Origin of the sequence: Agrilactobacillus yilanensis, from assembly GCF_003946725.1 — a bacterium.
Taxonomy (GTDB): Bacteria; Bacillota; Bacilli; order Lactobacillales; family Lactobacillaceae; genus Agrilactobacillus; species Agrilactobacillus yilanensis.
Window position 1 is genome coordinate 37,029 of the sequence record NZ_RHOY01000007.1, and the last position, 13,450, is coordinate 50,478.

The following is a 13,450-nucleotide window of genomic DNA, read 5'->3' on the forward strand; positions in this document are numbered from 1 at the left end:
GTTTGATCCGGCGCTTTTTATTTGACTAATTTTCTAAAGCATCTGCATCTTCGAACTGACTATTATACAGCTGGGCATAAAAACCAGCTTCGGCCATTAAGCTTTCATGATTGCCTTGTTCGATAATTTCGCCATGCTGCAATACCAAAATCAAATCGGCATTACGAATTGTTGACAGTCGATGTGCAATTACAAAACTTGTACGACCCGCCATAATTTTATCCATCGCTTGCTGCAGCATTTGTTCTAAACGCGTATCCACTGAACTTGTGGCTTCGTCTAAAATCATAATCGCTGGATTGGCGATAATCGCTCTAGCAATTGTCATCAACTGCTTTTGCCCTTGAGAAATATTATCTGCTTCCGAAGAAATTTCGGTTTGATAGCCTGCTGGCAAAGTATGAATATAATAGTCAATATTTGCCGTTTTTGCTGCATCAACAACTTCATATTCTTCAGCGTCCAGTTTGCCAAAGCGAATATTATTCGTAATTGTATCTTTATATAACCATGTATCTTGTAAAACCATCCCAAATTGCTGCCGCAAAGTTTGCCGGCTTAATTGCTTCGTATCTACACCATCCAACAGAATTTTGCCGCCATTAATTTCATAAAAACGTAATAGCAAATTAATTAACGTGGTTTTACCAGCTCCGGTTGGCCCAACAATAGCCACAGTACTACCCGGTTTAACAGTGAAATTCAAGTTTTTAATTAGTGGTTTATCTTTAGTGTAGCTAAAGGACACATTTTCAAACTTAACTTCGCCTTGGACCCGTTTTGGCAATACCGCTTCAGTCGCTTGCTCCGGTTCATCAGGCTCATTTAAAATCTCAAACACCCGCTTAGTTGCTGCTTGGCCGGACTGTAAAATACTAGAAATTTGTGTTAGTGAAGATAACGGCTGATTAATTTGCCAAATATATTGGATAAAAGCTTGTAAATTCCCCACTGGAATCACACCTTTTAATACAAAAATACCGCCGACAGTCGCCATAGCCGCATAAGTCAAATAAGCAATTAAAGACACTAAAGGCATCAAGATACCTGAGATAAACGCTGCTTTAAAGCCATAATTTGACAATTGATGATTCACTTTTTTGAAGCTATCCAACGTATTTTCTTCTTGACCATAAGCTTGAATTTCTGTAAAACCAGTAAAACTTTCTTGGACAACCCCGTTTAACCGGCCTAGTGTGTTCTGCTGACCTTCAAAATAGTTTTGAGATTTTCCTAAAATAATTCTAGAAATAATTAATGTTGCTGGAATCATCCATAACGTAATCAAAGCCATAATCCAATTGATCGTAAACATCATAATCACGGCAACCGTGATCCCTACAACTGAATTGACAACTTGAATTAAGCCCTGCTGCAATGCATTGGTGATTGCATCCACATCATTGGTGAAGCGTGACAGCAAATTTCCTAATTGCCGGGTATCAAAATAATTAACCGGTAAATGGTTCAATTTTGTATCTAACGATTGGCGTAAGCCCTTCATTGAACGCTGAACGGCAAGTGTCATTAAATATTGCGATAAAAACATGGTTATTTGGTACCCAAAGGCAAACACTAAAATCAACGCAATAATTTGTAAAATATAACTAAAATTAATCGCCCGATGTTGTGTCAATGCATTGGTAATTTCAGTCACAATTAAGCCCATAGTCACTGGCCATAACGCGTTAAAAATCATGGATAAGACCGCATTAAGTAGCGATAAATAGAGATTGCGCCGGTTCGGTTTTAAAAAGGGTCTTAGCTGTCGGAGGGATCGAATCATTTCGCTCATGCTAACTCCTCCTTTGATAATTGCGAGTAAGCAATGTCTTGATAAATTTTATTGTGGGCTAATAGTTCTTCGTGGGTGCCCTTGCCAACAATGGTACCTTGATCCAAAACAATAATCTGAGCCGCATTCATGATCGTACTAATCCGCTGTGCCACAATAATAATGGTTGCATCGGTAATTGCTTCATGGAGCCGCTGCCGTAAAACTAAATCTGTTTTGTAATCTAGTGCTGAAAAACTATCGTCAAACACATAAATTGCCGGGCGTCGTACAATCGCCCGTGCGATGGACAGCCGCTGTTTTTGTCCCCCAGATAAATTACTGCCGCCTTCCGATAAAATCGTATCTAGCTGATCCGGTAATTTTTCAACAAAATCTTTGGCTTGGGCAATTTCTAAAGCTGACCAAAGCGCATCATCATCTGCTTTTGCTTGACCATATTGTAAATTCTCACGGATAGTCCCATTAAATAGGACCGCTTTTTGTGAAATAAATCCGATTTGTGCTCTTAATTTGGCGATGTCATAATCACGAATATTTTGAGCATCAATGGATAATTGACCAGATGTCGTATCATAAAATCGTGGAATTAATTGAATTAGCGTGGATTTACCGCTGCCGGTACTCCCAATAAAGGCCGTTGTTTGTCCAGGATTAATCGTTAAATTAATATCTCTCAAAACAGGTTCTTCAGAATCTTGATATGAAAAAGCGACATTTTCAAAAGTAATACCGCCCTTTATTTTAGCTGTAACCGGCTTTTTGACAGCTTTGATTTCGCTTTCAGTATCCATAATCTCTTGAATTCGGCCGGCTGAAACAGCTGCTCTAGGATAGAGCATGAAAACGCTAGAAAACATCAAGAATGAAAATAAAACGTGGAAGATGTATTCTACAAATGCAATTAAACGGCCGATTTCTAAGTTACCTGCGCTAATTGCTAATGTCCCTTGCCAAAGAATTAAGGCAAAGACAATATTAAAAATAAAAGAAAAGCCAGGTTGGGCTACCGCCATTAACGTGTACAAGTGCGTAGAGCTCTTTTGATAGGCAGTGTTTACTTTGCCAAAGCGGTCTTGTTGGAATTTTTCTCGTACAAAAGCCCGAATGACCCGAACACCAGATAAATTTTCACGCATATTTTGGTTAATTTTATCCAAATTACCTTGCTGGGCAACGGACATCGGTTCTGAATAATGGGCAATAACCATGATGCCTAAAAATAAGACGGGAATTGCCAAAAAGACATAAACGGACAACGCCGCATTGGTCCGCAGCATCATAATTGCCGAAACAATAAACATCATCGGCGTCATAAAACCGGTTCGTAAAACCATCTGTAAAAAGTTCATCACTTGAAACGCATCATTTGTTGTGCGGGTAATCAAAGAAGCCCCACCAATTTGCTTGTATTCTTGCTGGGATAAATTCAGAGCAGCTTCAAATAAATCATCCCGAATATCACGAACGATATTATTTGTTAGCCGAGCACCGGTGAAAGCCAGTCCAATGAGCCCCACCATCCCCACGACAATGACAATAAACATAATTAAACTAATTTGATAAATATTTTTAAAACTGTGTTTATTAATACCCAGATCAATCATTTGTCCTAACAATGTAGGCAACCCCAATTCAATCAGAGCAAATCCAAAAACAAAAAGTAAATTCAAAAGTAGCAGCTTTTTATATTTCAAAGCATACCTAACCATTAATTTCATAATTAACCTCCCTATACCACATAAAAGGAGGTTGGCGATAAAGTAATTTTATCAACAACCTCTTCATTAACACTCGTTAGCTTTAATTTAACTTTTCCAAATCTGCTTTACGCATATCTTTAACATACTCTATAGTAGGCTTATTTGTCATAAAAGCAATATCTAGATGAAAACAGCCTGTCAATACCCATGAATCACTAATGATAAATGGCGGATATTTAGGCATTGATGAAATAATACCATTTTCCAATGCATGTTTATTCAATGTCGCTTCAAACTGACGTAAAAATTTTTGATCAAACAAACGCGCATCATCTTCGTGATCTGCTTTTAAAAGCATTCTATATTCAAAAACCATGATCCCGCGGCCCCAAATATCTTGTACAGGATCTGAGGTCAAATCATTTTTGTAGTCAAAGATTTGTTGATAGTCCTGGGTTTCATCATTTAATGTCTGCAGCAATGTTTTATTCGTTAACTTTTGACTATGGCGTAATAAGATGCGCAATGCGGCATTACGGCGGATACGCTTAATAATATAGTAAATAGCAATGATCAAAATCACGCTAACTAAAGTTATAAGTACAATAACCATGAGTCGTTCTCCTTAGTGAGCTGTTTATAAACAGCGGTATAAGTTAATAATAGCAGAATATTACCACTGTTACCACGTATTAATAATGTACTTTAAAGCTCAAATATGATATATTAAGCCTAATTGTTGTTTGATCGCAACATCTGGAATCGGCGTTGCAAAACGTTTTTTTAATTGCAACATTAATTTGTTCCATTCATTTTTTAATTAAATAATATTGTTATAAGGGAGTTATTTTATATGATTTTTAAAGTTTTGTTCCAAGAGGATAAACATTTATCACCAAAAAGAGAAACAACAAATTCAATTTATTTAGAAGCCAGCAGCATCGTAGAGGCTCGGGCACTTGTCGAAAAGAATACGGATTACAATATCGAATTCATCCAAGAATTAAGCGGCAAATTCTTAGAATTCGAACAAAATGAACCCGATTTTAAATTAACGGAGTTCTCTACTAAATGAAATTAAAAGTAAAAAACAATGAAACAGCCGTTTTTGCAATTGGTGGCCTCGGTGAGATTGGTAAGAACATGTATGGTGTTCAATTTCAAGATGAAATCATCATGATTGATGCTGGGATTAAGTTTCCAGAAGATGATTTACTAGGCATTGACTATGTCATTTCTGACTACTCTTATCTAGCCCAAAATCAGCAAAAAATTAAGGCACTTGTCATCACCCATGGTCACGAAGACCATATCGGTGGGATTCCTTATCTATTAAAACAAGTCCCAAATGTTCCCGTTTATGCCGGTCCTTTGGCTTTAGCTTTGATCAAAGGAAAATTAGAAGAACATGGCTTGTTAAAAACAACAACGCTTCATGAAATTAATGAAGATACTGTTTTAAAATTCCGTAAGACAAAAGTATCCTTTTTCAGAACGACCCACTCGATTCCAGATACGCTGGGTGTCGCTGTTGAGACGCCCCAAGGTGTGATCGTTGAAACTGGGGACTTTAAATTTGATTTAACACCTGTTGGTGATCAGCCTTCGCCAAACTTACAGCGCATGGCTGCCTTAGGTGAAAAAGGCGTCTTATTACTGATGTCTGATAGTACCAATGCTGAAATTCCTAATTTTACGAAATCTGAACGTTTTGTGGGCAAGTCCATTCGTCACCTGTTTGAAGGTATCGAAGGTCGAATTATATTTGCTACCTTTGCGTCCAATATTTCTAGAATTGCCCAAGCTGTTGATGCTGCTATGGCGCACGGTCGTAAAATCGCCGTCTTCGGTCGAAGTATGGAAGCTGCTATGGTCAACGGCCGGGAATTAGGCTATTTAAATATTCCAGATGATGTCTTGATTGACGCACATACTTTAAATAGTACCCCTGCTGATAAAGTTATGATTTTATGTACGGGTTCTCAAGGTGAACCAATGGCGGCTTTAAGCCGGATTGCTGCGGGCACCCATCGTCAAATCACAATCCAGCCCGGGGATACTGTCATTTTCTCCAGTAATCCTATTCCAGGGAATACCACTTCAGTAAATCATTTGATCAACCAATTGTCTGAAGCTGGTGCAGAAGTCATTCATGGTAAAGTCAATAACATTCACACTTCCGGTCATGGTGGCCAAGAAGAACAAAAATTGATGCTACGCTTGATGAAACCTAAATTCTTTATGCCTGTTCACGGGGAATATCGCATGCAGCGTATTCATTCGGAATTAGCTGAAGCTTGTGGTGTGGCTAAGGACAATGTCTTTATTATGGAAAATGGCGATGTGTTAGCGTTAACTAGTGAGACTGCCCGTCGTGCCGGCCACTTCCCTGCTGGGGATGTTTATGTGGATGGCAGCGGTATTGGCGATATTGGCAGTGTCGTCTTAAATGATCGTCGGATTTTGTCTGAAGAAGGTCTTGTAGTTGTCGTAGCAACGATTAACTATAAAACCGGTGAAATTTTAGCTGGGCCTGATCTATTATCTCGTGGTTTTGTTTATATGCGTGAATCTGGTCCGCTGATTAAAGAATCTCAACGCCGTATCTTTAGAGTTATCCGCAATACGTTTAAACAAAATGAACATGTTACTGAAGCGAAAGTAAGAGACGCGATTATTGATAGTCTACAAAACTTTTTATTTGATCAGACTGAGCGTCATCCAATGATCTTACCAATGCTTATTTCTGCAAATTAATAAAAAATACGATAATAACCATTTATTTGGTCGTTATCGTATTTTTTATTGTGCTATAATGCTTAAGATTCGTTTATTTTAAATCTAAAGGCATTTTGCCGTTTATATTATAGGGAGCTAACTCATGAAACCTTATTTCTTTCATATTATCGCTAATGAAATCGCTGGTGCTTATCACGGAAAAACCAATACCAAGTTAGTGGTTCAATATTTAACCCAGCAACAAATCCAATTTACCTTGAATAAAACGCATTATCCCGGCCATGCTGTTAAAATTGCCCAGGCGCTAATCATCCCCAAGCAAGATCAATACCAGCATCTGGTTCTAGTCATTGGCGGCGACGGTACTTTGCATCAAGTCATTAAAGGCCTCCGCCAAAATACACAGTCACCGCTAATTCCGGTGGGCTACATCCCCAGTGGTTCTGGTAATGATTTTAGTCGCAGTTTAAATTTAAGCGCTGATCCTATTAAAAATCTGCAGCAAATTCAACAGGCCAAAGCACCGCAAAATTTAGATATCGGGGTGTTCACCCAAACTAATGGGCATACAAGTATTTTCGTCAATAATATCGGCATTGGCATTGATGCCAGAACCGTTTTTTTAACCAATCATTCTAAAATAAAGAAAGTTTTGAATCACTTAAAATTAGGTACTTTTTCTTATTTAGCAAATTTACTGCGGGCTTATCGCCAGCAAAAAAGCTTTTCAGTTACGGTTAAAACCAAAGATCAAAAACAAACCTTTAAAAATATTTTTCTAGTGACTTTCGGCAATGAACCTTACTTCGGCGGCGGTGTGCCAATCTTACCCCATGCCAATGTTTATAGCCGTAGTATTGAACTTGTGTTAGTAGAAAAACTGCCGTTTCATCAGCTAGCGCCTTTGTTTTATCGTGTTTTTAAAGACGGCACACATTTAAAAGATAAGCACGTTCATTACTTCAAAGGCCGCCAATTCCAATTAACAACCAATCAATTGGAGTATGGTCAAATTGATGGTGAAGAATTAGGTCACCACGCTTTTGATTTTAAAGTCACTTTGACCCAATATCCTTTTTGGCTCAAATAACTTGACGTTTTTCAATTTTATCTAAAGAGTCCGCAACTTTTTGAGCGGCTAACCGGCCTTCACGAATGGCCCAAATGACTAAAGAGGGCCCTCTTTTTGCATCACCGGCAACATAGATCTGTTCATCATTTGTCCGATAATCTTCAGTAACTTGTTCAATGCCAAATTGTTCAAAAATAGCTTTTTGGGGACCGGTAAAGCCCATGGCAATTAATACTAAATCCACGTCATAAATTTCTTCAGTGCCTGCAAGGGGCTGAAAATTTTTAACTTTTTGAATCGTTACTTGTGTTAACCGACCATCTTCGCCAGCTACGGCGGTGATGGTTTTTTCATATTCCGTAATAGGTTGCTGATAAACCGCTTCAGCTTCTTTTTGGCCATAACCTACCCGCTTAGTTGCTGGATACTCTGGCCAAGGATTCCCATCTGGCCGGGTTGTTGGTGGTTCTGGTGTGATTTCCAATTGCTTAATGCTACGAGCCCCTTGACGCAAAGCAGACGCCACACAGTCATTGCCCGTATCGCCGCCGCCGAGAACTAACACCCGCTTACCGGCTAAACTTTGATCTGCTTTAGGCCCATTTTTAAGCACTTTTTTTGTCGTGGCGGTCAAGAAATCTACTGCAAAATCAATGCCTGTCAATTGCCGATTAGCGACTTGTAGATCCCGGGGTGTGCCGGCACCGATACAAACAATAATACGATCAAATTGACGTTTCAAATCTTCAGCACTGATCGTTTGCCCAACTTCGGTATTGACTCTAAAATCAATCCCCACCGCCTGCATTACCGTAATCCGTCGGGCAATGATTTCTTTTGGCAGTTTCATATTCGGGATGCCATACATACATAGGCCACCGGGTTTGTCCGCCTTTTCAAAAACAGTCACTTGATAGCCTAATTGATTTAAGCGCCATGCAGCCGCTAAGCCAGCAGGGCCACTGCCGACAATAGCGACTTTAAAATCATTGCGGCTGGCTGGTGTGCCTTGGGTTTTGACCCAGTTATTTTTGAAGCCTTGTTCAATCACAAAATGTTCATTATTCCGGATGGTGATCCCTTGACCATTTAAAGCTTCATTGCAGCTCAATTCACAGGGTGCTGGACAAACCAACCCGGTAAAATCGGGTAATGGATTTGTCAAAGTTAAGCGATCAAAGGCCATTTTATCTTCATCACGATAGATTAAATCTTGCCATTCTGGAATTAAATTATCATTAGGACAGCCCCCCACTGCGCGACCGCCACCATAAAAAATACCATGGTGACAATGGGGAACCCCACAATTCATACAGCGGGCTGCCTGCTGCCGCCGCTGTGATTCACTAATATCTACTTCCATTTTTTCAAAATCTTGAATGCGTTTTGAAATCGGCCGGTAAGGATTATCTTTACGGTCATATTTCATAAAACCAAATGGATCTGCCATAAATTGTAACCTCCTTATGAATGTTGAGCCGTGGCAATTTCAAAAGCTTGTTCAATAATTTTTGCTTGAGGCACTTGTTTGTTGTCTTCACGTAACGCTGCCATAATATCATTAATTCGATGGAAATCTTTTGGATAAACTTTGACAAAATCTTTTTTAGCATATTCAAAGGCATCTAAAATCTGAGTGGCTTTTGCGGATTTTGTAAAGTCAACATGCTTCGTTAACATTGTCTTAAGGCGTTGTTCATCAGCTAATTCCAACTTCACTAAATCTACCATTTCTAAATTTAAATTATGGGCAAATTCATGAACTGGATCATAAACATAGGCAATGCCCCCCGACATACCGGCGCCAAAGTTACGACCCGTTGTGCCTAAAATCACCACATGGCCGCCCGTCATATACTCACAGCCGTGATCGCCAATACCTTCAACGACCACATCGGCACCGGAGTTGCGGACACAAAAACGTTCCCCGGCACGACCATTGAAAAAGGCTTCCCCGCTCGTTGCCCCGAAACAAGCCACATTCCCTACAACGGTTGCTTGGCTGTATAAATCTTTAGCATCTGTTGGTGCTTCAACGATCAAACGACCACCGCTTAAACCTTTGCCCACATAATCGTTAGCTTCTCCAATTAGTTTTAATTCTAAGCCTTGGGTTATAAAAGCCCCAAAACTTTGACCAGCCACACCAGTATATTCATATTTAATTTTGCCAGGGGCTAATACATGATTGCCAAAATGCTGGGCAATCCAACCACCCATACGGCTGCCGACTGCTCGTTGCGTATTATCAATTGGCCGTTTGATAAGACTTTCACCTGATTTTTGTAAGGCTAACTGAGCAAAATCATCCAATTCTGGCCAATCATATTTTGCCGCAAAGGGATCCGTCCGTTTGCGCTTAATTCCAAATGAGGTGCCCAAAATACGATCAAAATTCAAATGCCGCGCTTTACCTTTAGCCACAAATTTAGATTTTAGCCGTTCTGTATGGCCTACCATTTCGTCAACCGTCCGATAACCTAACTGTGCCATAATTTCTCTTAAATCTTCTGCCAAAAAGCGCATCATATTTTCAATATCTTCCGGTTTGCCTGCAAAATGCTGCCGCAACTTTGGATCTTGTGTACAAATTCCGGTAGGACAAGTGTTTAAGCTGCACACCCGCATCATAATACAGCCAATGGCACAAAGGGTTAATGAGCCAAAATTAAACTCTTCGGCCCCTAGCAAAGCGGCAATGGCAATATCTCGACCAGTCATCAGCTTTCCGTCGGTTTCAATGGTTGTCCGTTGACGCAAGTTGTTCAGCCATAACGTTTGATGGGCATCAGCAACACCCATTTCCCAAGGAATACCCGCATCTCGAACGGACGTCCGTGGTGCTGCCCCGGTACCACCATCGTAACCAGAAATCGTGACTTTATCTGCCCCGGCTTTTACAACCCCTGTTGCAATTGTCCCAACGCCAGTACTAGCAACCAATTTCACCGTAATTTTGGCATAAGGATTAATTTGTTTTAAATCAAAGATCAGTTGTTTTAAATCTTCAATTGAATAAATATCATGATGGGGTGGCGGTGAAATCAACCGAACACCTGGTGTGGCGCCGCGACATTCCGCAACCCAAGGATAGTTTTTATTGGCCGCTAATTGACCCCCTTCCCCAGGTTTTGCCCCTTGCGCCATTTTAATTTGAATTTCTTCGGCACTCATCAAGTAAGCCGCATTAACGCCAAACCGTGCCGAAGCAACTTGTTTGATTTTACTATTTAAATTCCGGCCATCCGGCTGAACTTTAAAACGCCGTTCATGTTCGCCGCCTTCACCACTATTGCTCTTAGCCCCTAAACGATTCATCGCCTCCGCAATCGTTTCATGAGCCTCTTCAGATAAAGCACCATAGCTCATGGCCCCTGTTTTAAAGCGCGTGACAATTGTTTCCACCGGTTCGACTTCACTTAAAGGTACCGCTTCTTGTGACGTATCAAAATACCACATAGCCCGCAAAGTGGTGGGCGTTTTTTCCGCAGCTGCATTCATTGCCTGCGTATATTCTTTGAATAAGTCGTAATTGCCTGTTCGAATGGCATCTTGGAATTTAAATAACGATTCAGGATTATACAGATGATGTTCGCCATTCACCCGATATTTAAAACTGCCGCCGGACGCCAAATCATCTTTGCGATTCGGTCCGTAAACTTTTTGGTAGCGCGTGAAATATTCATTTTCAATTTCAGCTAGACCAATCCCGCCGATGCGGCTGGATGTCCCAGAGAAATAAGTGTCTACGACTTTATGATCCAAGCCAATCGCTTCAAATAATTGGGCCCCTTGATAACCATTAATTGTGGAAATCCCCATACGACTCATAATTTTAACGATCCCTTTAATACTGCCTTTAACATAACGATCAATGGCATCTTCATTAATATCAAAGCGCTTGATTGTTTCATAAACACCATACGGACAAATTGCCGAAGCCCCGTAACCTAACAAGGTGGCGTAATGATGAATTTCGCATGGTTCACCACTGTTGACGATGATGGAAGCTTTCCCTCGTTTGCCTTTTTTAACTAAATAGTTATTTAATCCGGAAACGGCTAATAAAATTGGAATCAAGAGTTTTTTATCAGAAGCTTCTCGATCGGATAAAATAATCAGTGTGGCGCCGTTATCAATTTGGCTTTCTGCTGCTTTGAACATGTCATCTAACGCCTGATCCAATCGATTTTCTGAAGGCATATCTTTATCATAAGCCACCGAAATTTCAGCGGCTTTAAAGCCAGGCTGATTTAATTTCTCAAGCTTTGCAAATTCACTAGCGGTTAGAATTGGGGCGTTTAATTTAATTTTTTGCGCATTTTCTGGCAATGGTCGGGTAATATCTTTATCACTGCCTAAAAATATTTCAGTCCCAATGACAAAGTCTTCTCGAATTGCATCAATCGGCGGATTAGTTACTTGCGCAAATTGCTGTTTAAAGTAAGTGAATAAAGATTGAGGCCGTTCACTTAAAACGGCTAAGGGCGCATCATACCCCATGGAAATAATTGGTTCTTCGCCATTTTGAGCAATCGGCAAAATTGCTTCTCGAATAATGTCATCCGTATACCCATGACGCCGCCATAGTTTCTCCAAATCATCATGACTCAAAGTTGCGGCACTTTCGGCAGCCGGTAATGCCGCTAATGTCAATTGATTTTCCTTCAGCCAAGCTTGATAAGGATATTTAGCCGCATATTTGGCTTTTAACATCTTTGTATCGTAAAACTTACCCGTTGCGGTATCGACTAAAATCATATCTGCTGGGCCTAAAATCCCTTTTTTTACAACGGTTTTAGGTTCAACATCGACCACGCCAGATTCAGAAGCCACAACCAATACCCCTTGATCATCTAAAATATAACGGGCTGGTCGCAGTCCATTCCGATCTAAGGCAGCACCAACTTGTGTTCCATCGGTAAAACATAAAGCTGCTGGGCCATCCCAAGGTGACATGAAACTTTCGTTGTATTCATCAAAGGCCCGTTGCGCTTTTGGTAAATCTTCAGCTTTTGACCAAGCCTCTGGAACCATCATCAATAAGGCTTCTGGAATATCTCGGCCATGACGATACAAATATTCCATACAATTTTCTAACTTAGCTGAATCAGAATTGTCCGCATTATAAATTTCTACATTATGCGCCGTCATCCAATTTTCGGCCCCTTTTAATGTGTTGATTTCTCCGTTATGTGCTAAGAAACGATATGGCTGGGCCCGATCCCAGCTAGGGAAAGTATTCGTCGAGAACCGGGAATGGACTAAGCAGATGGCAGAAACCATTTCCGGATCATGTAAATCGGGATAAAACAGGCCAACTTGATAGGCATGAAGCATCCCTTTATAAACAATAGTTTGACTGGATAAGCTCACAATACTGAGTTCATCATTTTCAAAAGTTTTCTCTAAATGGCGTCTTAACTTGAAGAGCACATCTTCAAAGTTACGGCCGGCTTCTATATCACCGGGTTTATCAATAAAAATCTGTACAAAGCCGGGCATTGTCTTTTGTGCAGTCGGCCCACAGGCTTCGTAAATAAAAGGTACATCCCGCTGACCTAAAACTGTCAAGCCATCATTTTGAATTTCTTCCGTCAAGGCTTGAATAACCGCCTTTTTTTCGGATTGCTTTTGCGGTACAAAAAATTGACCAATGGCATAAAAGCCAGCCTTAGGTAGTTCAAAATGATGGTTCAGCGCTTCTTTTTGAAAAAAAGGATTAGAGATTTGCAATAATACACCAGCGCCATCCCCAGTATCTGGTTCTGCGCCAGTCCCGCCACGATGGTTCATCCGCTGTAGCATGGTTAAAGCTTTTTCCAAAAGTTGATGACTTTTTTGGCCGTCAATCTGGGTAATAAAACCCATGCCACAAGCATCGTGCTCATACCGAGAATCATAAAGTAAGTTATCGTTTGCGTTCATTTTTCAACCACCTTAATGTTGCCTATAAATTAGTTAATATTAATAATACTCATCAAAATCTAATTTTCAATAGAAAAGTGCTGGCGTCAAACTAACCTCATTATTTCACGAAGTCCGCAAAATGCCTAAAAAAAAGCCAAAACAGCAAGCTTGCTGCTTCGGCTTTCTTCTAAATTAAGTTTAAAATTAAGGGAATTCCCTTAGTTGTTTTCA

At 40.2% G+C, this 13,450-nt stretch carries 8 protein-coding genes; 3 read left to right on the forward strand and 5 right to left on the reverse strand.

The features are described from left to right. Positions 1-25: 25 nt before the first annotated feature. The 3 genes from EKM93_RS06435 to EKM93_RS06445 form a co-directional block, all read right to left on the reverse strand. The gene (locus tag EKM93_RS06435; protein ID WP_125714174.1) at positions 26-1,795 is read right to left on the reverse strand and encodes an ABC transporter ATP-binding protein; all 1,770 of its coding nucleotides are present in this window, start codon (positions 1,793-1,795) and stop codon (positions 26-28) included. Next, positions 1,792-3,516 carry an ABC transporter ATP-binding protein gene (locus tag EKM93_RS06440; RefSeq protein ID WP_125714176.1) on the reverse strand — a complete coding sequence of 575 codons (1,725 nt, stop codon included), beginning with the start codon at positions 3,514-3,516 and terminating at the stop codon, positions 1,792-1,794. The genes EKM93_RS06435 and EKM93_RS06440 overlap by 4 nt, the downstream gene beginning before the upstream one ends. Positions 3,517-3,598: 82 nt before the next feature. Then, complete coding sequence (locus EKM93_RS06445) at positions 3,599-4,111, reverse strand: hypothetical protein (RefSeq protein WP_125714178.1); 513 nt, start codon at positions 4,109-4,111, stop codon at positions 3,599-3,601. Positions 4,112-4,351: 240 nt separating this feature from the next. Between EKM93_RS06445 and EKM93_RS06450 the strand changes: the two genes are divergently transcribed. From EKM93_RS06450 to EKM93_RS06460, 3 genes are all read left to right on the forward strand, one after another. Beyond that, positions 4,352-4,573, forward strand: coding sequence for a DNA-directed RNA polymerase subunit epsilon (locus tag EKM93_RS06450; protein WP_125714180.1), 222 nt, complete (start codon positions 4,352-4,354; stop codon positions 4,571-4,573). After that, the gene (gene rnjA, locus EKM93_RS06455; RefSeq protein ID WP_125714182.1) at positions 4,570-6,255 is read left to right on the forward strand and encodes a ribonuclease J1; all 1,686 of its coding nucleotides are present in this window, start codon (positions 4,570-4,572) and stop codon (positions 6,253-6,255) included. The genes EKM93_RS06450 and rnjA overlap by 4 nt, the downstream gene beginning before the upstream one ends. A 124-nt stretch (positions 6,256-6,379) precedes the next feature. Next, positions 6,380-7,327, forward strand: coding sequence for a diacylglycerol/lipid kinase family protein (locus tag EKM93_RS06460; protein ID WP_125714184.1), 948 nt, complete (start codon positions 6,380-6,382; stop codon positions 7,325-7,327). Here EKM93_RS06460 and EKM93_RS06465 read toward each other — a convergent pair. Together EKM93_RS06465 and gltB are read right to left on the reverse strand one after the other, a co-directional pair. Continuing rightward, the gene (locus tag EKM93_RS06465) at positions 7,320-8,759 is read right to left on the reverse strand and encodes a glutamate synthase subunit beta (protein ID WP_125714186.1); all 1,440 of its coding nucleotides are present in this window, start codon (positions 8,757-8,759) and stop codon (positions 7,320-7,322) included. The two genes, EKM93_RS06460 and EKM93_RS06465, sit on opposite strands and share 8 nt — an antisense overlap. A gap of 14 nt (positions 8,760-8,773) precedes the next feature. Then, a complete protein-coding gene (gene gltB, locus EKM93_RS06470; protein ID WP_125714188.1) occupies positions 8,774-13,237 on the reverse strand; it encodes a glutamate synthase large subunit in 4,464 nt (1,487 codons plus the stop codon). Positions 13,238-13,450 lie beyond the last annotated feature (213 nt).